The 24,439-nt window shown below is 39.7% G+C and carries 24 protein-coding genes; 9 read left to right on the top strand and 15 right to left on the bottom strand.

What is annotated here, in order from left to right; all coding sequences use genetic code 11:
* The 4 genes from U5K35_RS12960 to U5K35_RS12945 all read right to left on the bottom strand — a co-directional run bounded on the left by U5K35_RS12960 (position 1) and on the right by U5K35_RS12945 (position 3,525).
* Positions 1-663 (bottom strand): PspC domain-containing protein, encoded by a 663-nt coding sequence (locus tag U5K35_RS12960; RefSeq protein WP_322571915.1) that lies wholly within the window; start codon positions 661-663, stop codon positions 1-3.
* 90 nt (positions 664-753) lie between these two features.
* The gene (locus tag U5K35_RS12955) at positions 754-1,332 is read right to left on the bottom strand and encodes a 5-formyltetrahydrofolate cyclo-ligase (RefSeq protein WP_322571914.1); all 579 of its coding nucleotides are present in this window, start codon (positions 1,330-1,332) and stop codon (positions 754-756) included.
* Positions 1,329-2,945, bottom strand: a complete 1,617-nt coding sequence (gene bshC / locus U5K35_RS12950; RefSeq protein WP_322571913.1) for a bacillithiol biosynthesis cysteine-adding enzyme BshC — start codon at positions 2,943-2,945, stop codon at positions 1,329-1,331. The genes U5K35_RS12955 and bshC overlap by 4 nt, the downstream gene beginning before the upstream one ends.
* 1 nt (position 2,946) lies before the next feature.
* On the bottom strand, positions 2,947-3,525 hold the full coding sequence (locus tag U5K35_RS12945; RefSeq protein WP_322571912.1) for a bifunctional nuclease family protein: 579 nt from the start codon (positions 3,523-3,525) through the stop codon (positions 2,947-2,949).
* A 207-nt stretch (positions 3,526-3,732) separates the two neighbouring features.
* Between U5K35_RS12945 and U5K35_RS12940 the strand changes: the two genes are divergently transcribed.
* From U5K35_RS12940 to U5K35_RS12920, 5 genes are all read left to right on the top strand, one after another.
* Positions 3,733-4,098 carry a hypothetical protein gene (locus tag U5K35_RS12940; RefSeq protein WP_322571911.1) on the top strand — a complete coding sequence of 122 codons (366 nt, stop codon included), beginning with the start codon at positions 3,733-3,735 and terminating at the stop codon, positions 4,096-4,098.
* Positions 4,088-4,309, top strand: coding sequence for a translation initiation factor (locus tag U5K35_RS12935; protein WP_322571910.1), 222 nt, complete (start codon positions 4,088-4,090; stop codon positions 4,307-4,309). Before U5K35_RS12940 ends, U5K35_RS12935 begins: the two co-directional genes overlap by 11 nt.
* A gap of 98 nt (positions 4,310-4,407) precedes the next feature.
* Positions 4,408-4,785 (top strand): response regulator, encoded by a 378-nt coding sequence (locus U5K35_RS12930; RefSeq protein ID WP_322571909.1) that lies wholly within the window; start codon positions 4,408-4,410, stop codon positions 4,783-4,785.
* A gap of 59 nt (positions 4,786-4,844) precedes the next feature.
* Positions 4,845-7,043: a patatin-like phospholipase family protein gene (locus tag U5K35_RS12925; protein WP_322571908.1), complete on the top strand. Its 2,199-nt coding sequence runs from the start codon at positions 4,845-4,847 to the stop codon at positions 7,041-7,043.
* On the top strand, positions 7,040-7,672 hold the full coding sequence (locus tag U5K35_RS12920) for a tetratricopeptide repeat protein (protein WP_322571907.1): 633 nt from the start codon (positions 7,040-7,042) through the stop codon (positions 7,670-7,672). Before U5K35_RS12925 ends, U5K35_RS12920 begins: the two co-directional genes overlap by 4 nt.
* Here the strand turns inward: U5K35_RS12920 and U5K35_RS12915 are convergent.
* The 9 genes from U5K35_RS12915 to gatB form a co-directional block, all read right to left on the bottom strand.
* Positions 7,665-7,964: a hypothetical protein gene (locus tag U5K35_RS12915; protein ID WP_322571906.1), complete on the bottom strand. Its 300-nt coding sequence runs from the start codon at positions 7,962-7,964 to the stop codon at positions 7,665-7,667. The two genes, U5K35_RS12920 and U5K35_RS12915, sit on opposite strands and share 8 nt — an antisense overlap.
* 50 nt (positions 7,965-8,014) lie before the next feature.
* Complete coding sequence (locus tag U5K35_RS12910) at positions 8,015-8,623, bottom strand: sigma-70 family RNA polymerase sigma factor (protein ID WP_322571905.1); 609 nt, start codon at positions 8,621-8,623, stop codon at positions 8,015-8,017.
* A gap of 51 nt (positions 8,624-8,674) precedes the next feature.
* The gene (gene holA, locus U5K35_RS12905) at positions 8,675-9,727 is read right to left on the bottom strand and encodes a DNA polymerase III subunit delta (protein WP_322571904.1); all 1,053 of its coding nucleotides are present in this window, start codon (positions 9,725-9,727) and stop codon (positions 8,675-8,677) included.
* 87 nt (positions 9,728-9,814) lie between these two features.
* Positions 9,815-10,900, bottom strand: a complete 1,086-nt coding sequence (locus tag U5K35_RS12900; RefSeq protein ID WP_322571903.1) for an acyl-CoA reductase — start codon at positions 10,898-10,900, stop codon at positions 9,815-9,817.
* The gene (locus U5K35_RS12895) at positions 10,901-11,899 is read right to left on the bottom strand and encodes a hypothetical protein (RefSeq protein ID WP_322571902.1); all 999 of its coding nucleotides are present in this window, start codon (positions 11,897-11,899) and stop codon (positions 10,901-10,903) included.
* Between the two features lie 135 nt (positions 11,900-12,034).
* Complete coding sequence (gene purD / locus U5K35_RS12890) at positions 12,035-13,327, bottom strand: phosphoribosylamine--glycine ligase (RefSeq protein ID WP_322571901.1); 1,293 nt, start codon at positions 13,325-13,327, stop codon at positions 12,035-12,037.
* Positions 13,327-14,097 carry a triose-phosphate isomerase gene (gene tpiA / locus U5K35_RS12885; RefSeq protein ID WP_322571900.1) on the bottom strand — a complete coding sequence of 257 codons (771 nt, stop codon included), beginning with the start codon at positions 14,095-14,097 and terminating at the stop codon, positions 13,327-13,329. The genes purD and tpiA overlap by 1 nt, the downstream gene beginning before the upstream one ends.
* A gap of 9 nt (positions 14,098-14,106) precedes the next feature.
* A complete protein-coding gene (locus tag U5K35_RS12880; protein WP_322571899.1) occupies positions 14,107-15,465 on the bottom strand; it encodes a hypothetical protein in 1,359 nt (452 codons plus the stop codon).
* Between the two features lie 53 nt (positions 15,466-15,518).
* Complete coding sequence (gene gatB / locus U5K35_RS12875) at positions 15,519-16,967, bottom strand: Asp-tRNA(Asn)/Glu-tRNA(Gln) amidotransferase subunit GatB (protein WP_322571898.1); 1,449 nt, start codon at positions 16,965-16,967, stop codon at positions 15,519-15,521.
* 290 nt (positions 16,968-17,257) lie between these two features.
* On the opposite strand from gatB, the gene U5K35_RS12870 reads away from it, so the two are divergent.
* Positions 17,258-18,052 carry a hypothetical protein gene (locus U5K35_RS12870; RefSeq protein ID WP_322571897.1) on the top strand — a complete coding sequence of 265 codons (795 nt, stop codon included), beginning with the start codon at positions 17,258-17,260 and terminating at the stop codon, positions 18,050-18,052.
* Between the two features lie 19 nt (positions 18,053-18,071).
* Here the strand turns inward: U5K35_RS12870 and U5K35_RS12865 are convergent, their stop codons facing one another.
* Complete coding sequence (locus U5K35_RS12865) at positions 18,072-19,142, bottom strand: agmatine deiminase family protein (protein ID WP_322571896.1); 1,071 nt, start codon at positions 19,140-19,142, stop codon at positions 18,072-18,074.
* 139 nt (positions 19,143-19,281) lie between these two features.
* Between U5K35_RS12865 and U5K35_RS12860 the strand changes: the two genes are divergently transcribed.
* The 3 genes from U5K35_RS12860 (at position 19,282) to U5K35_RS12850 (ending at position 22,510) form a co-directional block, all read left to right on the top strand.
* Complete coding sequence (locus U5K35_RS12860) at positions 19,282-20,247, top strand: PorV/PorQ family protein (RefSeq protein ID WP_322571895.1); 966 nt, start codon at positions 19,282-19,284, stop codon at positions 20,245-20,247.
* A gap of 150 nt (positions 20,248-20,397) precedes the next feature.
* The gene (locus tag U5K35_RS12855; RefSeq protein WP_322571894.1) at positions 20,398-21,588 is read left to right on the top strand and encodes a lycopene cyclase family protein; all 1,191 of its coding nucleotides are present in this window, start codon (positions 20,398-20,400) and stop codon (positions 21,586-21,588) included.
* 1 nt (position 21,589) lies between these two features.
* The gene (locus tag U5K35_RS12850; protein WP_322571893.1) at positions 21,590-22,510 is read left to right on the top strand and encodes a Brp/Blh family beta-carotene 15,15'-dioxygenase; all 921 of its coding nucleotides are present in this window, start codon (positions 21,590-21,592) and stop codon (positions 22,508-22,510) included.
* A gap of 59 nt (positions 22,511-22,569) precedes the next feature.
* Here the strand turns inward: U5K35_RS12850 and U5K35_RS12845 are convergent, their stop codons facing one another.
* The gene (locus tag U5K35_RS12845) at positions 22,570-24,369 is read right to left on the bottom strand and encodes a hypothetical protein (RefSeq protein ID WP_322571892.1); all 1,800 of its coding nucleotides are present in this window, start codon (positions 24,367-24,369) and stop codon (positions 22,570-22,572) included.
* Between the last annotated feature and the right edge of the window lie 70 nt (positions 24,370-24,439).

The following is a 24,439-nucleotide window of genomic DNA, read 5'->3' as shown; positions in this document are numbered from 1 at the left end:
TTAATTAAAATCATCCATCAAGCTGATGGGTTCTTTAGGCATAACAATAGCCATCGCAATATACGCAAGAATTGCAGTACCCGAACTCATAAATAATGCAACAAGAAACAGAATTCGAACAATCGTGGAGTTCATTCCAAGATATTTTGCCAATCCACCGCATACACCTGAAATTTTTGAATCCGTTCGAGATTTCATCAGTTTATTTGAACTGCTGTAAGCGAATATTTCACTTTGAGAGGATTTGCTTCTGCTTTTTTTGCTTGTTCTTTCCTTTTCATTGTATAAAAACTGATCCAGCTTGTCGTATGTCTCTTTAACCTGCTCCTCTTCTATAGCTTCATCCTTTTTCTTTTTATCGCCGGATTTCTTAAACATCGCCAAAAGCGTAACTGCCAGTAGCGCACCGCCAATATAAGGCATGAATTGTATGAGCCCTCCTATGAAAGGCAGAGAACTTAACCCTAATACTTCTGTAGCAACGCTGTGGCCAATGTATGCAAATGCAGTAAAAACCAAAGCCAAACCGGTAATGGTTCTGATATTCCAGATGCTGGGTGTCGGTTTCTTTTCATTCTCTTCCAGAAACTCCTGAAGCGTGCTTTGCAGTTCCCGGTCTGATACGGCAAGTGAAGAATCGATGGGTGAAGTTTTTGTGCTCATAAGGCGTTAATTTGAATATCAATTTTATCGATGATACGATCAGGCAACCTTCTTGTTTCACTTTAATTGATCTACCGGTCAATTGCGAAACTACTTCAAAATTCTTTTTTCGGTGATCAAAATATCCAGCGGTACATCGTAAGTGTCAATTGGAATAGATTCATCTGAGAGCTGTTTTTCAAACAGAAGTCCTGCTTTAACGGATTTAGTTGATGCCAAAAACCGATCATAGTATCCTTTCCCGTATCCCAACCGATTTTTTTGAAGATCTCCGGCTACCATTGGCACAAATATAATATCGGGATTTATCTCATCAAGCGGATTTTGATTAACCGGTTCAGGAACTCCCCAACTGTTTTTTTTCAGTGAACTTGTTGAATCGATTTCGCAATGTTTCAATTTACCGGCTTGCTTCATTACCGGAACAATCACCCTTTTCTTAGTTTTTAATGTATAATCCATGATATGGAATGTATCCACCTCATTTCGATCATCCATTGAAGCGTAAATGTGAATGATATCCGCTTCTTGAAATTCCTGAAGCGTTTTTACCTTTTCAAAGATTGCCTCGTTATATAAGTCAATTTGGTCACCGGGAATTTGCATTCTCCGTTGCAAATAGAACTTTCTCAGACTCCTTTTTTGCTCTCTTTTTTCATCAGAACTCATAGCTTAATAAGCTTATGAGTATCCGGTTTCTGATTTTCAAGTGATGTCAATATTTCGTCGAAAAGTTCTGTGCCGTACTTATTCAGATAGTAGATAAAAGCAATTTCCCGTTCCTGGAGATTGCCGTTGGGAAATAGATTCGACTTTATTTTTAGTATTCTCTCCAATTGAGTTTTTTCCTGCTGCTTTAAAGACTTATAGAGTTTTCCCTTTAGCTTATCGAGTTCTGAAAAATAAGTTGCACTCGCCTTCCCGGCTGTATTTTTTAGGGTCGGATCGATTTCTCCAATTACACTCTTCTTTTCATCTGTAATACTATCAATGCGTTGTTTCCAGTCTCCGAAAATTTTCTCCAGATCCGGCTGATCGGTCTGTTCAATGTACTCCGACTCCAAATCTTCAATCCGTTTGCTGTAGTCTTTTATGCCGAAAGGAAGCTTATCCATAATTCGATCAACACTGCTTTCTATCAGAGTAGCGCTGAATCTCGGAACGATTTGAGGCATAGATTGATCAAAATACTCATAAATCCCTCTCATTTGGGCGTAATAAGCAATTTCTCCCGGTCCGGCCACATAACTTAAAGTCGGTAAAATTCTATCCTGAAGAATGGGTCTTAAAAATACGTTTGGAGAGAATTGATTTGGATTCTCATTGATGTCTTGGATCAGTTCATTTGAGCTCCAGCGTTTATCATTGTTATCAATAAACCAAACATCACCATCATACTGTATTTTTACTCTTTGCCCATTATCTGAAATATAAAAGAGGTTACTGTTGTTAAGATGAACTTGTCCCTCGTAACCCAGTTTTTTTAGATTCTTGGTATTCTCTTTCAATCGATCTGCAATGTCATCTGCTTTGGAAATACTTTGAGTAAGGGTGCTTTTGGATAGTGATTTAATTGTATCGTCATTACTGCCGGCAATTATTAAGCCATGGCTTCCAAACAGTTTTTGCATGAAGAGACCAAAAGCTTTTACAACAGTGTGTTTTTCGTTGTAGCTGCTGTCAAGAATCTCCCATAATTTGTTGCTGAAGTCAGTATCAATCAGGCCGCTTTTTATACAAGTTCTTAATTGATGATGGACTTCTTTTATGGAGTACTGCCCCACTCTTTTCCCAGGCTCTTCAAACGAATCGCTGCATTTAGTCATTTCGTCTCGGTTCATCAGACCAAGTTGAGATATCTCTTCGATATCATGATCTTCGTCGGCCAGCCAAAAAACAGGAACCACAGGTCGATTTAACTCTTGCTCATATTTTTTTGCGAGCTGAATTGCAGTCAGAGTTTTCAGAACAGTATAGACGGGCCCGCCATATAATACCATCTGCTGGCCTGTCACTACAGCCAGTGTTTTTGGATCACGCAACTTTTCAATATTTAGATGCGTGGCTTCTGATGGTTCAAATTGGGAATTAAATTCCTTTAGAGCGTCAGAAACTTTATTCCGATCTGAAGGAAATGAGATATCTTCAGATTTCTTTACCAGATCATTTGTTGAAAAAGGCGGGATTTCAAAAAAATCAGTTATCTCTTTTTTCTGTTCTACGTAATCTTTGAAAAGCTTAGAAAATGGTAAATCAGAAAAAGAATGGGATTTAATATTCACTTCACCCCTTCAGTTTTTGAATTTTATCTCTGATTTTGGCAGCCTTTTCATAATTTTCAGTCTCTATAGCTGTTTGGAGTTCATTTTCCAGTTCCTCCATTTTCGTCATCTCTGTTCTGCCTGCCTCCTGCTCTCCTTTTTTACTTTTCCCCTTCCCCTTAGAAGTTGATTCGACCGAGGTTGTATCTGTTTCAATACCGGCTTCATCCAAAACAGCTGTATTCACATATATAGAAGCACCAAAACGGATTGCTAAAGCTATTGCATCACTTGGGCGTGCATCTATATGGAATTCATTACTTTCATCACCTGTGCAGTGGATTTGAGCAAAAAATGTACCTTCATTAAGGTCATTAATCACTACTTTTTCTACTTTAGAGCTAAAGTTTTCAACTATACTCTTAAGCAAATCGTGGGTCATAGGCCTGGGAGGTTTAATACTCTCCAGTTCCAAAGCAATGGCTTGAGCTTCAAATGTACCAATAATGATCGGGAGCCTTCTGTTGCCTTCAGTTTCTGATAAAATCAAAGCATAGGCACCACCACTGCTTGGACTGGTGGAAAGACCCAAAATATCCATTTTGACTGTCTGCAAATCTATCTCCTTAAAATTTATAATTCCTTACCTTCCTTAAAGGTAACTAATTATTTTTTTCACTTAAACAGTTCTTTACTGTTCTTTAACCATAAACACGTTTTGGATTTAAACATTCCGATTAAAAGACAAATCTGGAAAATTGCGGCAATCGGCTTAGGGATTATTTCATCGATCTTAATAATGCATATCATGCAATTTATAAATATTGCTTTATATCCGGTTGAAGATACAGTCATGGAGTTTGATCCATCCGTTTATGCTGATTTTGTAAGAGATAATCCTGTTTTTCTGATTGGAATATTGTTCAGCAACCTTACTGGCAGTTTTTTTGGAGGTGCTGTTGCCAGGCTCACACACCCTACTGTAACCATTCTATCAGCCGGCTGGGTAGGAGTTGTACTCATGGGACTTGATCTGTACAATCTTTTATCGGTTGATTACCCGCTATGGTTTTGGTTACTTTCCTTAATCATTTACATTCCTGCTGCTTGGCTGGGAGCGTTTGCAATTTCATATTTTCAGAATAGACAAATTGAGGTAACAAGTGAAAGTTGATATAAAAGAAAAAAGAAATCCTAAAACCGGTAATCCCATTACGGTAATCTCCGGGGTAAATCATAACCCGCAGCATATTGAGAAGCTGGCTAAAAAGTTAAAGAGCAACTGTGGTGCCGGTGGTCACGTAGATGGTAAAACGATTGTAATACAGGGATCTCACACAGAAAAAGTAAAATCAATCTTATCCTCAGAAGGTTTTACATTTTAAGTGTTTAGAAGAGAAATTTCAGATATATTTACCCCTTAAATAAGAGTAAGATTTTATTAAATTGCTCCTGATAATTAGAACTAAATTTACTTATAGCTTTGGAAAAGGATAACAAAAAAATTCTTCTGGTAGAAGATGATGGCGTACAGCAGGTTATAATGGAGCGCTTCATCAATAAACTTGGGCATACGGTATTGGCAACGGTGTCTGAAGGTGCTGCTGCTGTCGACTCTGCTCTGAAGCTAAAGGGAGTTGACCTGATCATCATGGATATTAAGCTTGGAGATGAGCTGGATGGGATTGATGCCATGAAAGAGATACGTAAAAAATCGGACGTAAAGGTCATCTATATAACAGGTAATACTGACGATATTACTAAGAATCGAGCTTCTGAAACAAACCATGAGGCTTTTATTTCTAAACCAATCACTCCGGAAAATCTTGAACGAGCTATTTCGCATGCTTTCAAAACATAATAGATATTTTTTCGTAGTACCTGAATGAAAGCAAGAGATCATTATCAGGTTTAATAATTATGCAGCAAAAATCAATTTATCTACTCGCCTTACTGTTTTATCTTTTTCTCCCTTTTCAGGCCCAATCAGAGAATAAGAGTTCATCTATCCAAACGCTTCAATCCGACTCTCTGAAAGTTGGTGTAGTTTTAAGTGGCGGTGGAGCAAGAGGAGTTGCCCACATTGGAATTTTAAAGGCATTGGAAGAAGCAGGGGTGCAAATTGATTACATCACCGGAACCAGTATGGGTAGTTTGATTGGCGGACTCTACGCGATCGGATATTCTGCTGATCAGCTCATAGAATTAAGCAAAACAAGTAATTTTATGGAGCTCTTTACAGAGAAACCCAATCGTAGATATACATCCAATTATGAAAAGGGATTCGATGGACGAACCATCTTAACCGTTCCAATAAGCGAAAGTGGATTATCCTTACCTCAAGGGATTATTACAGGCCAAAATATTTACACGTACATCTCCCGATTGGTTTGGTCGGCCCACGGAACTGATGATTTTGATAATTTCCCAATTCCCTTTGCCACAATTGCTACGGATATTGAAACCGGTGAAGCCGTTGTTTTTAGGTCCGGATATTTACCTGATGCAATTCGAGCAAGCATATCCATTCCATCGGCTATTGCACCGCACGAAATCAATGGGAAGTATTATGTAGATGGCGGACTTGCTCGAAATTTGCCGGTTCAGGATGCGATTAAAATGGGGGCAAATTATATTATTGCTGTTGATGTATCCACCCCACTGGCTCCCAGTGATAGTTTAAACACGTTGACTGAGATTATGAATCAGTCCGTTCAGTACAGGATAAATGAACGTGTACAGCAAGAGAAGAAAAAAGCCGATTTAGTAATCACGATGCCTGAGATGGATAAATATTCTATCGCTTCTTTCGATTTGATGCAAACTTTCCTGGAAATTGGTTTAGAAGCGGGTGAAAAATATTCTGAAGAATTTAAAAAAATTGCCGAAAGACAGAAGCATGAATACAAGCCCAGAAAACCAATAGATGCCCCGTCTCCCCTCCCAATTCAAGATGTAATCATAGAAGGGAATAATCTGTTTGATGATGATTTCATAAAAAGAAAATTGCAGTTTGAAACAGGTGCAAAATTGGGGCCTGAAATGATTGATGAAAAAATCAGCAGGCTCTACAGCTCTCAATATATTGAACAAGTTACCTATCGAATTAAACCGGATACACTTTATTATTATAATCTGCATGTAAACATAAAGGAGAATCAGAGTAATGATTTTAAAGTTGGCTTGAGGTACGAATCTCAAACTCAGGCTTCCATCCTGTTTGAAGCCTCGTTTCAAAATCTGTTTCACGATGGATCAATTAACAAACTGGAGTCGCGGTTAGGCGACCAATTAATGTTTGGTGCCGACTACATCTACTATGGTGCTCTGGGTTCCAGATTTGCTGCACTCACTTCACTAGAATTTAATAGAGAGAGTGTGGATTGGTTTGTGAATAAAGAAAGAGTATCCAGATTTGAAAATCATATTATTCGCGGCGAAGTATCTTTTGGTAACTATTTTAGTACTCAGCATCTTTTTGCACTGGGTATTAGAAAGGATTTTACTTATCGCGGAAATGAAATTAATCCTGAACAAGTAGAACCCGTAAATGATGGATATCATGCACTATTTGCGAAATACAGGTATGATTTTCTGAATAGAAAGTCTTATCCAACAAGTGGTCAAAAAGTGTTGGCAGAGTTTTTCTACAGCGACGCAATGGTCTTTAGTCCAATTCAATTTTCTTCAGTCAAGTTTTACTGGAAAGGATTTTATGAGCTGTCAAGCAAATTGTCACTTACAAATAGTCTCCTGGCAGGTTATTCTTACGGTAATGAATTACCATGGGGTTATTGGTACACCCCCAACTCTTATTATCAAGATATTGGTTACCTCCGGTTTGGAGGCATAGACAGATATGAAGTATCTACCCCACACGTTCAAATGGCTTCCTTAGGCATTCAGGCAGAGCCGTTTTACCATAGATTTATCAATATTGACTTTTACGCGGGACGATTTCTGGAAGATTGGAATCTAAATCCAAAACAAAATGATATTGATTACGGAGCTTCACTATCTTTGGGGGCTTTAACCGTTGTTGGGCCCATTAAAGTAACTCTTTCTACAGGTACCGTAAATTCTTTCCAAGCAGAACTTCAAATAGGATATCAATTTTGAAAAACGAAGCTGAAATCAGAAAACAGATTTCAATTATTGAACAGCAATTAAAGAAAAAACCAAAAAGTGCTAACTTGCTTCATGATCTGGGAATTGGCCACTATCTCTTAGGGGAATTCTCAGATTCAATAAAATATCTGCAAAAAGCGGTTGATCTTGCTCCAAAAAAAGTAGCTTTTCTATTCAATTTGGGCAACGCCTTCAACGAAAATGATCAACCTGATCTGGCTATTGATATTTACCTCAGAGCATTGGATCAGAATCCTAATCATATCCCTTCCCTAAATAACCTGGCAGACTGCTATGAGGCTGTCAGCCAGTTTGATAAAGCCCATGAGCTGTTTCATTATTTAACACGTATTAATGGGGAAAATGCACTATCGCATTTTAATCTGGGTAATTTCTTTCTAAGACAGAATCAGCATATTGAAGCTGCAAAGTGTTATGAGGAAGCTATAAAAAGAGATGAGACGTTTGCTGATGCGTATCATAATATAGCGTGGATACTACATCAGGCTAAGGCGGATGAGGAAGCGATGGAATACGTACGGAAAGGATTGAATGCGGACCCTAATCATGATGAGATTTTGGGGCTCAGGAAAAAGATATCAGATCCAAAAACTAGATAGCAGAAATACTTCTATTCCCTACTCTCTTGGCATTGTTTTCTGTAGTTTCTCTTTCAAGTTCCATGGCAAATCGAGCAGCCATTTTTTGGTCGAACCGCTTACTAACTTTTCGTTTTGGCAACGTAGCCATAGCTCTTCGAATGTTCTTACCGTTTACAGCTGCTTTGCAAACCACTTTCGAGCTGTTCATCAACTCTTTAAAAGCAGATAATTCTGAACCCGTCAGTCTGTTCTCACTGTAATCCAGTATAAAATCGGTAAGTAGTGTGCTTTTTTCAGGCTTGGTAAGCATAAGGAGTATGAATTTCTATTTGGCGTTCAGAAATTCATACTCCTGTTTAATTAAATTGTTTCCGAATTCACATAACTGCCGATAATTTCCTGCAGTTGTTGACGTCCACGATTGATTCTGGATTTTACTGTACCCATTGCTGTGTCAGTAATTTCCGCAATTTCTTCGTAAGTCAATTGCTGTATATCTCTTAGGATTACAGCTTCCCGGAAGTCCTCATTCAGCTCCTGAAGTGCTCTTTCGAGCTCCTGAACACTTAATTTAAGGTGAAGCTCTTCGTCCTGGAGAATAACAGTATCTGTAATCTGCATCTCACGATCATCGGGATCTGATTCATCAGCATGGATGGATATCAAACTCATACGTTGCTTCTTCTTGTACATGCTTTTAGCAAGGTTCAAAGCAATAGTATACATCCAGGTAGAGAGTTTAGCGATTCTTTCGTAGGATTGACGGCTGCGGTAAACTCGCAAAAAGGTTTCCTGCACTAAATCTTCGCAGTCTTCATGATTGTGTGTGTAGCGATACAAAAAGTTATGAAGCCTGTCTTTGTATCTTTGAACGATGATGTCGAACGCCTCAACTACGCCTGACTGCAGTTGTTCCATTACATCTTCGTCTGACATTTGTCTTAAATCGGATACTTTAGAAGCTTTCATGGTATTACCCCTTTTTAGTTGCTTGTTTACCGCAACACCGGGCTAATACGTTTACCCGATGATGCGCTTAAGCAGAAGGAGAAATATCGATGAGGTATCCAGTGTGCCGAAGCCTTTTGCTGCCCGATCTGCATCGAGCAAGGCTTCAAATATCCGCGGCATTTCTGCCAGTCTGAAGTTTGAGGCTTCCCTCCATTGGGCATTAAAAATGTAATTGTTTTTAATGCCCAGTTCGGTCTGAATCTGATCTTTGGAAAGACCTTTTTCAGTTAGCCTGCATATTCGCCAGATATTGCAAAACACAATGTAAAAGAACCCCAACGTTTTGATTACTTCTCCAACGCTGTGATTATTGTGTTGCAATATCTGTTCCGATATGCCAAGTGCTTGATGTAGATTCCGGTTTACCACCGCATTTTTCAGCTCTACGACGTTGTAATCGCGATATGAGCCGGAAATTTTTTTAATATGGTTAATTTCAACACGCTCTCCGGTGTCCACAAAAGTACACACTTTTTCCAATTCAGTGGACAGTAGCTTCAAATCCGGACCGGCCATTTGTGCCAACAGCTGAGCAGCTGCAGGATTAATTTCCCTCTTGTGAATGTTTTTGGTCCAATCGGAAATCCAGTCGGGCAACTGATAATCCGGAACTTCTTCGAACTTATACTCTGATACTTTATCGTTGTTATTAAGTTCCTTGCCGAGGCCGGTTCGTTTATCCGGAAATTTTGAGTCTATCAGGCATAAGACACAAGTTGGATTTGGCTGTTTAATGTATGAGATGAAATCGTTCAGTGATCCATCTTCAGATTTTTCGCCAAGTTTAATAAAGTCTCTTACAATAACTACCCTGCGATCGGCCATCATCGGATAGCTTCGGGCAATACTGAGCACCTTTGATGGATTGGATTCCGATCCGTAAATCAAGTCAAAGTTAAAGTCCTTTTGCTCATCCGGGACAAATTTGGCTATCTCCTCTTGAAGCATGTCTTTGAAGAAATCTTCTTCCCCGTGCAGGTAGTAAATGGGCTTTATATCTTTTTGCCCTTTTATTTCGCGAAAGGCTTCTTTAAATAGATCTATACTGCTTTTTTTCGCCAAAAGTTAACTCTGTTTTTGTGTTGAAAAGTCGCTTGAATGAATTCTTAAGGTATGAAAATCAGATCTAAATTATAGATTCGAATCTCATTACCCCAGTTCTTTCTGCAGCCATGTAATTGTATCTATACCATCAGGCTTCCACCATATATCAGGTGTTTGCGCTTTAGAAAGAAGATCTGTTTCCGTCTCCAATTCCTTCTTGAAATCTGCCATTTGAGATTCTGAGGTTGTGTAGACCGTTTGCAGTCCGTCTTTAAACTTATCAACAATATCTTTCAGTGTATCTTCATCTCCCTGAATCCACTGCAGCACAAACTTATCTGTTGGTTTTGAAAGTCTCTCTTCAATCAGAAAATCGTTTAACCAAGCCTGGTCTATCCCCAATGCTTTGTTGGTCGCAAACCTATAAAAAAGGGATTGATCCGGTTTCTCGTGTTGAGGATTTTTCAGCCAAAATATTTCAAAATAATCTGTGAGATGACATTTTTGGCTTTTCAATTTGAAAGGCGCTATGACAATAGCTACCGATCTACATCCTGTACCGCCATACCTGAAGACTGCTTCAGCAAGGTCTTCCATTGTTTCTTTGTTGTGATCATTTATAAACGCAATAGAAAAATGGGCAGTCCTCATCAATCTTGGAGTTTCAAAGTCTACAATATTTAAATCTTTGAGATTTGAAATTACAGAATTCACGGAGTCTTCAGAGCCGGCGAACAGAACTGCATCTGCTTCTTTATTTGAAAAATCATTCAAATCTGCTGAATAGTGCCTATCACCACTAATTTTATGATCATCCAGTTTTTCAATCAATGTTGGAAGCAGGTATGGATCTTTTCTGGATAGTTTACCCACATAATTTGCACCCGTTAGAACAGTTGCCAACAAATCCTGAAGACCAACTAAAGGTAAATTACCGGCGTGCAGGCACAGTATATTTTTGCCTTTAAGCCCGGATATTTTCAGATTCGTTATTTCTGCCCACTTCAACAGATTATCTTCTGTTAGCGAATATTTCAGATGACGTATTTGATGCTTTATGTCCTCCAACCCAAAGAGGTTTTCTTCTACTGTTTGGTCAATAGCTTTTTTCAGAGAGAGATTATCCGGTTGCAGCCAGGCATCGATGGCACCGGAAATATTTTTTATATGTTCGCGAGTCTCAGTCACCATTTATTCACTATCGATTAGAAAATTACACCCTCTCATTTCAGCTTTTTTCCATCGGCCCAAAACTTTAAATCGACCTGATTCATCCATTACGGCCATATCGTCCGTTAGAATAAATGAACTAGAATAAAGGTTTGCCAAATCTATGATTCCGAGTTTACCCGGCTCAAGAGGATCACAAATTTTTGTTGGATCTTCTGCATCACGTACAGAAATTTTTACCCAGTCCGGAGCCTCAAACCATTCTCCCCCTATGGCGTAACTTTGGCTTAACAGTTCACACATTCCGTACTCTGAGTGAATATGATGTTGAGGAACTTCAAATCCCTCAGAAATCATGTTTCGCAATTCTGTTTTTGAGATTTCTCGGCGATGAGTCTTCATCCCTCCTGTTTCCACAATGTGCGTTGACTCCGGAAGAGAATCCGATCCCACTTCAATTAGATCCAAAAGACCAAATGCAGCTCCAAAAATAACGATGCTTTGACCTGAATCTATAAGATTTCGTATTAATTCCTTTTTTAAAGGTTTTTGCAGCGGAAGAAATCGACTCAGCCCGGAGGGATCCTCTTCTACAAGATGGTTTAACATCCAGATAAGTGATGAGTGAGGATTTTCTGCATATCCGGGTGTATAGCAAAGTAGAGACGTGCTCTCTTTTGGAAAGTGACGATAAAACTCTTTCTCTATAGCTTTTATATATAAGGACCGGTCTTTCACAAAATGCCGGCTTTGAGTCATGCTTCCGGTTCCACTGCTTTTAAAAAGCAGATCCGCAGTTCCCTCATAACTTTTTATTTCGCCCTCCTTGAATACCCGTATCGGAATTAAAGGGATTTTATGGATTGGAAAATCATTGGAAATATCCCCGCTGATACCTAAAACTTCAGTAAATATTGAGTAGACTGAATTGGAGGATCTTTGAAAATTAAAGACGCTAGCAGCTCTTTCAGCAAATGGAACGGAAGAGTCAAAAATGAGATGTTGTAGAGATTGACTCATCAGAATGATTGAGTGAATTTACTGGATTTTATAAAAGGTATATCAAAAAGGAGTATTACCTAAGAAGGCAGAAGCGGCGTCAATACACTTTTGGTTTATATCATCAAGACTGAATAACGACTGTTGTGAAATGGATCAAGAAGTTCGTTTCAAGCCTTTATGGCCGATATCCTCGCGATAATAGCAACCTTCGAAATCAATCTTATTAACATTTTTATAGGCATGATCGATTGCTTTCTTAAGTGTATTTCCTTTCCCTACAACACTTAATACGCGTCCGCCGGAGGTAACGAGATCATCCCCATCATTTTTTGTACCGGCTTGGAAAACAAGAGAATCATCATCCACTGAGTTTATGCCCGTAATAACCTTTCCTTTCGGATATGATCCGGGATATCCATCACTAGCCAGAACTACACAGCACCGGTAGTCATTATCCAACTGTATCGAAATTTCATCAAGCCGCTGTTCCGTAGTAGCGATCATCAGCGTCAGCAGATCGTTTTCAAGAGGTGGTAAAATGGCCTGACACTCCGGATCTCCAAAACGACAGTTATACTCTACAACTTTGGGACCGTCTTTTGTAATCATCAGTCCTACATAGAGTATTCCATGATAGGCGGCTTCCTCTAACTGCATACCGGTGATGGTACGCTCAATAATTTCGTGTTTTACAAGATCAAGCATTTCGTCAGTTAAAACGGGAGCAGGAGAATATGCTCCCATACCTCCTGTATTTAATCCTGTGTCTCCCTCACCGATTCGTTTGTGATCTTGCGCATTATGAAGAATATGAGATGTGTGGCCATCAGCAATCACAAATACGGAAGCTTCTTCGCCTTCCATAAATTCTTCTACAACGAGTTTGTTGGCGGCTTCCTGCAGCTTTTCATCATTTTTAAGTGTATCCAGTCGCTTTTTAACCTCTTCTTCAGAATCACAGATAAATACACCCTTCCCGGCCGCAAGTCCATCTGCTTTTAAAACAATCGGGTAACTCTCTTTAGACTGTACAAACTTTAAAGCATCATCAAATTCATCTGAAGAGAAAACAGCATAATCCGCAGTTGGAACTTTATATTTGACCATAAATTCCTTGGCAAACTGTTTACTTCCCTCAAGCATTGCGGCAGATTTTTTGGGCCCGAATACTGCAATTCCCTCTTTTTCAAGGTAGTCGACAATTCCATTTACTAATGGTGCTTCTGGACCCACTACAACTAAATCGATCGAGTGATCTTTACAAAAATCGGCAACGGAAGAAAAATGGTCGGTATTCAATTTGATATTGAGTCCTAACTCAGCTGTTCCCGGATTACCCGGAGCATTATAAAGCGTGCCAAGATCGGGTGATTTACTCAGTTTCCACGCAATCGCATGTTCTCTTCCGCCACTACCGATAAGTAGAACGTTATAGTTGGTATCCATTATTTCGATGTTTGCTCGGCAATCGTCATGATTTCACTAAAACTGTCTGCTTTCAAACTTGCACCTCCAATCAAACCACCGTCTACATCTTTTTGAGAGAGCAGTTCTTCGGCATTTGCGGGTTTCATGCTTCCACCGTAAAGAATTCGAACTTTATCAGCGGCTTCAGGACTCCAGTTATCAGCAATTAAAGATCGTATAAATGCGTGCATCTCCTGCGCCTGTTCCGGCGATGCGGTTTCCCCTGTTCCAATGGCCCACACCGGTTCGTAAGCCACAACAAAGTCTTCCGCATGTTTTTCATCTACCTGACTTAAAACAGCTTTGAGTTGTTTTTCTACAACTGTTTTCTGCTCATTAGCTTTACGCTCTTCAAGCTTTTCACCTACGCATAGAATAGGCCGAATAGAATCGCTTAGCGATTTAACAACCTTACTTGCGATAAACTCATCCGACTCCTGAAAATATTCACGCCGTTCTGAATGGCCTAAGATCACATAGTCGCAGGTGAGTTCTTTCAGCATAGATGTGCTTATTTCACCTGTAAAAGCACCATTATCTTCTGTATATACGTTTTGTGCACCGGTTTTAAAAAATGAATCTCTAAAACTCTTGACTACAAAAGGCAGTGATACATACGGAGGGCAGATCAAAGCTTCGTGATTGAACTCCTTATTTTTCCATACTTCAGCCATTTCATCGGCTAAAACTTTAGCCTCGGTTGGTCCCGCATTCATTTTCCAGTTGCCTGCTATAAGTAATTTTCTCATAATCTTAAATTAGTTGCTTGATGTTATGTTCTGAAGTCCTCGTACTACTTCCTGATATTCTTCGCCAATATAACGGCGGATAATTTGACCGTCTGAATTTACCAAAAATCGGGTAGGAACCCTTGTAATGTTAAATCGCTCTATCAATTCTTCGGCATCAAATGAGTCTGGCCGAACCACTTTCCAAAACATGTCCCGTTCTTCAAAAAACGCTTCAAACATGACCGGATTTGTGGCAACCGGAACCGTAATAATGTCTAAACCAAAGTTGCTATAAATTTGATAGATAGCAACTGTACGATCATATTGTCGCTGATACAATGGATTATCAAATCTTGTAATCTCGATGATATAAGGAACACCCTCCAAACTATTGGTAGTAACCGAATCACCCGTAATGGTTACAAATGAAAAGTCGGGAAATGGAGAGCCCGGTGCTAAGAATTCTATATCATAACTGATATTTTCTGCCCACTCCATAGCCAATGGCACGTCTTTAAACTGCTCCTGGAACTGATCCAGTTGAGCAGCAGCTTCAGAAGTTCTGGAGCTGTCGTAGAGTATTTCAATCTTATCCATTTGAGTTGTCATAATGGCGTTCCTTTCTGTTGACAGATTTTCAACTCTGTTCAGAAATGAAATTGCCCTGTCCAGGCCTTCAGTTTCGGCATAGTAATCAACAAGTACAGAGCGTCCGTTAGATCGCAAACTGCTTTGGGCACCAATCAATGATTCTGCCCTCTCAACCATCAGTGAGTCATTCCATCCACTCAATAAGGTAATCGACATGTTACCGGCTAATTCTGCTGCGAATGTGTTTTTATGTTCATTATAGAGATCCCAGTAAAGATTACTCCAGTTTCGCAGTTCAACTAGTACACTATCTTCAGAAAGTGCTCCCGCATTGATGTATTGTGCTACTCGATTAAAATTTCTTTCAACCCTTTCATAGATCTTAAACACATCATTCTCTTTGGAAGAAATTTCAGCCGTTTGATCTACATTCGGCAGTTCTGCTTGAATAGAGATGGAATCACCGTCAGCAAAAACCACGTTTAGGATTCCAAAGGTATTTTGATTTCTGGAAACGATTATTGGGTAGAGATCCCGATTTTCAAACTGAGCAGTTCCGGAAAAATTACCATCAACATCCGTTACAGCATGGAATAGAGTGTCGCGTGCTTCATCTTCGCTTGTTTGAAATGAGACCATTAGTTGAATTCCGCTGTAGTCTCCGGTGCTGTCCAGATTTTCGTCGACTGTTACCTTACCACTAATGTAAGCTTCGTTTAATTCTGAATCTTTTTTTGAGCACCCAAACATCACAATAGCGGCAATAAATAAAATAAAAGCAGCTTTGTAGTTCATTAAAGTAATTTTGATAATGAAAATTTTCTGTAGATCGATTTAGTAAGCCGAACCTATTCTTCGAGTTTTTCAGATATGCGCTCCCGAACTTGTTGCGGATTTGCTTTACCCTTTGACTGTTTCATAACCTGACCGATAAAGAAGCCAATTAAAGCTTTTTTCCCATCTCTGTAACGAGCTACCTCGTCGGGATTATTTGATATGACTTCATCAATGATCGGATCAATAAAGTTTGAATCTGAAACTTGAATCAAATTCAACTCTTTAGCAAGATTTTCTGCGGATTTGTTTGAATTAAGCATTGCATTAAAAATATCCTGCATTGCCGATGAATTTACCTTGTCGTCCAACTTTAATTGTACAAGATCCGCCAGCCTCGATTCCGATATTGAAAAGTCACGAATCGTAAAACTCTTCTCATTGAGCACCCTTAAAACCTCAGTGAGAATAATATTTGCAACGGCTTTTGGTTCATTCAGCTCAACCAACGTGTTTTCATAATAATCAGCAAGCTGACGGGTTTCTGTGAGCGTATAAGCCACATCTTCCGACAGGTCAAAATCATCAATAAACCGACGATATCGAACACTGGGCAGTTCCGGTAAGTCTTTTCGTATATCATCCAGGAGTTCTTCAGTGACTACTACAGGCGGTAAATCCGGCTCCGGAAAGTAGCGATAGTCATGAGCTTCCTCTTTGCTCCTCATTTTACGGGTTTCGAGCTTGTTGGAATCCCATAACAGGGTCTGCTGGATAACTTCACCGCCTGACTCTATCAATTCGATTTGGCGTTCAATTTCGTAAGTAATTGCACGCTCAACATTCCGGAATGAGTTCATGTTCTTAAGCTCTGTTCGCGTGCCAAACTCTTTTTGTCCTCTGGGACGTACAGAAACGTTGGCATCACACCTTAAACTACCCTCTTCCATATTTCCGTCACAAATTTCCAGATACTGAACAATCTGTTTGATTTTTGTGAGGTAAGCATACGCTTCCTGAGGAGTGCGAAGGTCCGGTTCGGAAACAATTTCGATAAGTGGTGTTCCGGCCCGGTTTAAGTCAACAAGTGTATGATAGGGATCCTGATCGTGGATGGATTTTCCCGCATCTTCTTCCATATGAATACGGGTGATACCAATTTTTTTGTCGTATTCTTCCAGTTCGATATCAATATGGCCGTCAAAACAGATTGGAGTGTCATATTGGGAGATCTGATAGCCTTTCGGAAGATCAGGATAAAAATAGTTTTTCCTGGCAAAAATAGACTTTTCGGCTACATTACAATTAGTAGCCAAACCCATTTTAATGATGTATCGAACAAGATTTTCATTTAGGACAGGTAAAGTTCCCGGATGGCCTAAGCAGAGCGGGGTAACCTGGGTATTGGGTGCCGAGCCATATTCGGCGGACACAGGCGCAAATGCTTTACTGTTGGTTAAAAGCTGGGCATGTACTTCAAGCCCGATAACAGCCTCGTACTTCTCGTTTGAAATCGTTGACATTTGTAAGATTATAGTTACAAAAACACTTTAGCCTGAAGATATGAAAGTATAAAGACAATGTAACAAGGAAATATAAACCGTCTTAATTGATCTGAATAGATTTAAATACCTTTAACTTGATCGTAAAAGATTCCTGTAGTATGACTTGATTTAGAGTGTCAGTTATTTTAATTATTTAGCTTTATTTTCAATATCGGTACGATAATTTTGATTTAAAGTGATCAAACACTTCGAATTGTTGATAGAATTTTGTTAATTAAATTAACTTTTAATTCTGAATGGAGGATACCATGGCCACTCCGATTCGAATATCTCTTCTTACTATTTTGGTCTGTTTGATTCTTGCTCTTTCGACAAACGCTCAGGAACGGCAGGGTAAATATATGCACATCGATTACCTGAAAATCGAAAACAGTTCGGAGGATGATTTTTTACGTCATATCTCTTCCACTTTTTTATCTATTCAGGAGTTACGAAAGGAAAACGGCAGCATAGAAGACTGGTATGTTTATCAAGTTACCTATCCCGGAACTCAAAACTCGTTCTATAATTATGTAGTTATTACGATAAGTGATGATATATCCGGCTTTGAAGACGTATTTGATCAGTATTCAAATCAGCTTTCGCAAGATGAAAGAGAAAATTTAACCGATGACTACTTGAGATTTTTATCACCTAATCATTCCGAACTTTGGAGGGTAAGAAACAGTGTTATCGCTGACAGTTCATTCTCCCCCAGCAGGTATATTGTAATGAACTATATGAATGTGGGTCTGGGATATGAGTATGAATATCAGATGTTTGAAGATGAAATTGCACTACCCATGCATGAAGAGAGAATGGACCGAGATCAGATGGAAGGATGGGAACTGCATGAACTTCTCATGCCCGGCGGACTCAACTATGGATATAATTTTTCAACACTTGACTACTACGACAACCTCGAAGATATCGAGTTTACTTTTACTGAGGAATTAATAAGACATACTCATCCCGATACTGATATAAATGAGTTTTTCGATCATATTTACAGAACCCGGGATCTTATTAAATACGAACTTTGGGAGTTGATAGAAGCTCTATAATTAAAAAAAGAATTTCAGGCTATCCTTTGAAATCAACCGCGTAGAGTTGTTGTGTAATACAGTGAATACTACCCTGCCCCCAAACTAAATCTGCGCAGTCAATGCCTACAATATCCCTGTCCGGGAAGTACTCAGCCAATAGATTTAAAGCATCCTCATCGTAGCGTTCATCATACAGAGGAAGAAGTACTACTCCATTTGCAATGTAGAAATTTGCGTAACTGGCAGGTACGTACTCTGAACCGTCTACTGTTGTGCCTTCAATTTTGGTTTGAGGCAAAATCAGTGTGATTATGTTAAATGGATTTCCATTTTGATCCGTTGCTCTTTTTAAAATTTCATAGTTCTCTTTCAATACGGCATAGTTTACATCAGACGGATCCTGGCTTATCATTGTTAAAATCGTGTTTTGATTTACAAAACGGGACAGGTCATCGATGTGTCCGTCTGTATCGTCACCGGCTAAACCATTTTTTAACCAAATTACCTTATCCATTCCAAGGTAATACTTTACGGATTCTTCAATTTCCTCTTTGGAAAGATCCGGGTTCCGGTTTTTGTTCAAAAGAACAGATTCTGTTGTCAATAAAACTCCATTGCCGTTTGTTTCAATTGATCCCCCTTCAAGGACCATTTCCGTTTCGAATTTTTTCAGGTTGAATTTCTGTGCAAACCATTCCGGTAGCCGATTGTCATCCTGAAACGGCGGATATTTTTCTCCCCAGGCGTTGTACTCCCAGTCTGTGATTGCATATCGGTCAGAAAAGTCCCGGTGTTGAACAAATATCGGACCGCAGTCTCTGGCCCATACGTCATTTATGGGTAAGGAGTAGATATGCAGGTTTGCCATATCAACAGAATACTCTTCCAACTTATTCTTCACTTCATTCACCGATTGTTGTTCATCAACCAACAGTATTATCGGTTCGTACTGATGAAGCACCTTAATTATATTCAAATAGACGGCTTCCACCCTTTCGAGTCTTTCACCTGGCCAAGTATCCGTATTGGAAGGCCAATGAAGCTGTGTAGCTGCGTGATGATGCCACTCGGCCGGCATTCTGTAGCGATATTCTGTTTTACTGTTCATGACTGTATTGAAGATTTCGTTAGACTAAGAATTCATTCTCTTAACCGGACCTTGCTGTAGATTTGGTTTACAGAGAGAACTGACCGATATTTTCAGCAGTCAATAATATCAATTTTAAGATTACGTAAAAGTTGTTGTTTTGAAAAAATTCTTAAAGCAGATTATAGCCATTCTATTTTTGTCGATTTTTGCATTGAGACCGGGTATGTCTCAAGATACGGCAGGCGGACTGGATTTTTTAAATATCGGACCGTCAGCGCAAATTTTGGCAATGGGTGAAGGAACAGTTGCTATTCCAACCGGTTCTTCATCAATGTATACCAACCCTTCACTACTATCATTCGAAAATAGATCCGGACTGCAGGTCAATTACTCTTTATGGATAGCCAATGTAAATAATCAATTTGCGGCTTTTCACGTGAAAAGAGATGGGCTCACATATGGTTTTGGAGTTTACAGTACGCAGGCTGACGATTTTGAGGCAAGAAATCAGCCCGGGCTATCTACAGGAACCTTTTCAATCAGCTATTTCTCATTAAGCGGTGCAGCCGCATACCGGATCGGATCTTTTTCAGTAGGGATAACAGGACAGTATTTACGTGAAGAAATTTTTCAATTGAGAGCAAATGGCTATTCTTTCAATTTTGGTACCTCAGCAAGGCTATTTGATGATAGAATAGCCGCAGGGTTTTCGGTGAATAATATTGGTAAAATGGAGAATCTGAATGAGACAGCATCAACGCTACCCAGTTTATTTAAGGCAGGTGTTGCAATCCAGCTTATTGAGTTTTCCACTCCCGGACAAAACGACCTGCCCGTCTTGTTAAGTACATTTTCGGAATGGGCTCGACCGTTTGAAAATAATTACACGGGAGATTTTACAGCGGAAGATGCAGACGACGATTATCTGACAGTTGGTGTAGACGCTGAAATTGCTGATCTCTTTCAGCTTTACTCAGCGTATCGTTTTGGTCCTACAGAACGCCCCTACAGTATTGGAATGGGATTTCTAATTGACCCGATAAGAGTAAACTATGCTTTTATTCCATTCTCCACAGGTTATGGTACTGCTCACTCGTTTGGATTAGAGTATTATTTTAATTGAATTGAACGGAGATTCTTTAAAACAGGTTGGTTTAATTGTTCAATACAGCCTTCCCAACTGTTTTTCTTAAAAACAGCAACATCGTGAGGCTGTTCTTTAGGGTTAGGCTCCATTTCTTTTAAGATTTGGAGCCTTTTTTACGAAGAGCTTATGAATTCTACAGATAGTAAAGATCATAACTACGATTATATAATCGCAGGTGCCGGTGCCTCGGGATTGAGTCTGCTGTGGAATATTCTTCAGTCAGATAAATTAAACTCGAAAAGAATTTTACTGGTTGATCTCAATTTCACTCCTGTTAATGATAAGACGTGGTGTTTTTGGGATGATTCAAACATTTCGTTTGAAGATTTGATATACCACACTTGGTATAATCTGGAAGTCTCTGCCCTCTCCAACAGTATGAGTGAAGACCTCAATAAGTATAAATACTACTGTATCAGAAGCGTTGACTATTCAGAAAAGATTTTGAGCTTGGCAGAAAATTCAAGCAGTGTTACGCTGATGGAGAGTAAGATCTTTGATTTTAAAGCTGAAGGGAACCAGGGAGTCATTTTTACAGAACAGGGAAATTTCAAGGCTAAGCACATTTTTCAGAGCGCACTTAAGCCACCGGGTCTTAAAATGGAAAAATTAGATGTTTCCCTTAAGCAACATTTTTTAGGCTGGGAAATAGAGACTAAGAAGAATTTTTTCGATCCGGATAAGGCCATATTTATGGATTTTGATATTCCTCAGACAAACGGAATCTCTTTCTTCTACACACTACCCTTTTCTGAAACCAGAGCTCTTATTGAATACACAATATTTTCATCTGAGGTACTGACTGATGAGCAGTATGAGCTGGAGTTAATCAACTATTTAAAAAATAAATTTAACCTGGAAAGTGACGATTTCTCTATCATTCGAAGAGAAAAAGGAGTCATTCCGATGGAAGATCGAAGGTATCCACCCATGTATTGCGATCATGTTTACAACATGGGTACAGCCGGAGGATTCACTAAACCTACTACAGGATATACCTTCACGAGAATTCAAAAACACAGCAAGGATATTGTAAATGCCCTTGAATCTGAATTACCCATACCTAGCCAGAGAGCATCTACCTACCGATTTAGGATATACGATATGATGCTGCTCTCTATTTTAGATCGTGATATAGACAAGTCTATTCAAATATTTCACGATCTGTTTAAGAAGAACAGTTTTGACAGAATATTGCAATTTTTGGAGGAGGAAACTCATCTAGGACAGGAACTAAAAATTTTCTCAACGCTTCCCTATACACCCTTTTTTAAGTCCATTTGGAAAATGAAGCATCGAATACTAGCGGGAGCTTAAAATGAGGCATTCTTCTGTTCAACTGAATCGTCTGGCAGTAGGTACTTCTCTCGTATTAATCGGGATAGCGTTGATTCTACCGGATTTTCTAAATCAATTGACGCTACCCATTCTTTTGGCCTCTGTTTTTATAATCGGGATTCCACACGGCGCGATAGATCACATCATGGCAACGGAGCTCTACGGACTAAAGAGCTCCCTCAAAGATCACCTTCTGTTCTACGCCAGCTATCTGTTTATTATGCTGATTATTGCCGTTCTCTGGATATTTGCTCCGATAGCCGGCATGATTCTATTTCTGTTAATCTCCATTTATCATTTTGGTCAGGCCGACATGGAAGATTTCCTGGACACGTCAGCACCAAATTATCTCTGGTATATACTCAGAGGAGTGCTCATTATCGGTTTAATTGTCTTTTCTGATCCTTCAACAACGTACCCTATCATTTCAGAAGCAATGAGAATGGATCTTATAGCATTTGAAGAGTTTATGCCGGATGCTTCACTGTCTGTTTTAGTTCTACTGTCTCTCTATGCGGCGTTTACCCTGTGGGGGATTCTACAAAATCACTTTAAACAAAACATTCGCTTTGTAGCAGACAGCGCATTACTTACCGGACTGATACTGGTTACAGGTCCACTGATCGGGTTCGCGATTTATTTTGCCCTGTGGCACTCCATTGGTCATGTAAATGAGATGAAGGAGTTTTTCGAGTCTAAGCGGAAAAGCCTTTCGTTTATGGAGTTTTACAAAAAAGCCACTCCATTTACTCTCGTATCCTTATTAGGGTTACTCATGCTGTACGGTATAAATCAATTCCTACAGCTGGAAGGTGAATTTATCACGCTCATGTTCATACTCATTAGCGTGCTCACCCTGCCCCATCTTTTTATTGCCGATAAAATGTACCGGGAGGTTTAAATAAAAAAACAGGAACCCCATTTTCAGAGATTCCTGTTCCAATTTTTTAGACCGGTTAATTACGCCGGTACTGAAAAGATCTCTTCAAGTCGTGAACGCTGCTGTTCGATGGTTTTACGGATAGATTCCAGGTTTTCACCGGAATACGCATCTGTAGCAGAAATTTCCAGGCAGAAGTCCATTCCCTGCTCCAGGTTCTTTTTCATCTTATTCAGCTTTTTCCACTCCTGATCTTCATCACCCGCAATTATCGCAAGCTCCGAAATATAGTCCACATACATGTTGATTTCTTTTGCAAACATATGGGGACGTTCTTCCGGCACGAGTGATTCAACACGGCCATAAATGTGATCCACCATCTCATCCAGAGAGTATTCCCGATCAAACCAGGCGATATTTGGCCCGGGACAGATCGCCTGCCTGCCGTACGATGGTTTCATAATTTCCAGCCGGATTAAAGAACCTGTTCCGAGATTTGTACAGAGGCATGTTTTAGCCAGTACTTTCTCTTTTGCACGTTCTTTTTTCTCTTGTTGGAGTTCACTCTCCTCAATTTGATTGATTTTCAAGAGTTGATATTCAGAAGAAGCCGTACAGATTGGATTTTCGGTAAACTCTGTATTGGATACCAAGAATCCCTTGGGACATTTAGAGCCCGGTTTTCCTTTTTCAATCAGTTCCCTGGTATGAATTTCTGAACCTGATCCCCGAACGTTATTAAACGGAACCCCTAAAGGTGATACTCCGCTTAAATAGAGATCCTCTTCCCCGGCTCCTGCCAGCACATTCGATGTAAATTCATCCACGCATGTAGCTTCGGGTACCAATAGAAAAGGACTGCCCCATCCGGTGGCATCCACTTCAAAATCTTCCATTAAGCGCTGTAGTTCACCGTGAGTGCCGATACCGCCCTGTACGGTAATACGCGGCTTGGCAACTTCTGTATCATCGGTTGGGTAATCCCATCCCTGTGCTTCATAAAAACTTTTGATCAGCGGCTGGAAGCTTTTCTGCAGCTGATCTTTCTTGTCTCGAAATTCCTGCAGTAAAACCGGCAGCAGTTGACCATCGGAGGCAAATGCGTGACCTCCACAGTTCAGACCCGATTCAATTCGGAATTCTGCAACTTCAAGTCCTTTCTTGGCCATGTACTTTCCCTGAATCAATGCAGATCGGAAATCACTTACTTTTAGAATGATTTTCTTCTTGATCTTCCCGGATTGATCCCGGTAGAAATCCTGAAATTCTGCCAGATAATTGTATAGTCTCGGATTAAACCCGGCTGAAAGTACCACGCTCGAATCCAGCTTGCTGTTTGCAAATCCCCTGAGTGCTGCACTGGCATCGCTATATTCCGAACTCATCGGCTCGCCATCGGTGCCCTTTCTGAGTGCGTCTACTTTTGCCATAATATTGACATCAATAGCTCCCGGAGTCATTTTCTCGGTCAAATCTTTTATATGCTGATCCCGAGTCTCCTTATCCCCAAGCGATGAAATAAACAGGTAACTCTTTTTAAGCGGATTGTCATCCGGCAGTAAATGAAAGTATCGATCCTTTTCAGAATCTGAGAAAAGAGGTGATTCTTTGAGATCGTCAAACTTCTGAGTTACGATGTCTGATACAGTATTCAGGTAAGCTGTTATACGTTCTGCCCTGCCATCTTGAGATGAACGAGCTATGCTTTTGTATGGGAGATTGAACTCACTGCTGTAGTGCTTTCGGATTTTTTCACATAGCAGATCATCTACGATTGAGATTACTGAGTGAATTCCTAAATGAGCAACCCTGATCGGACTGTCAATAGAATGGCCGGTTCCCATAACCGGAATGTGAAAGTAGTGTTGATTTTGAATCATATAAATTTACTGTGTTAAAAAATGCTTAGAGACAAGATACGATAATAAAGACAAAATACTCTTTATAACT

The sequence above is a fragment of the Rhodohalobacter sp. genome (assembly GCF_034521535.1).
Taxonomy (GTDB): Bacteria; Bacteroidota; Rhodothermia; order Balneolales; family Balneolaceae; genus Rhodohalobacter.
The sequence above is the reverse complement of the archived record's forward strand: the minus strand, read 5'-3'. Positions and strand labels throughout refer to the sequence as shown.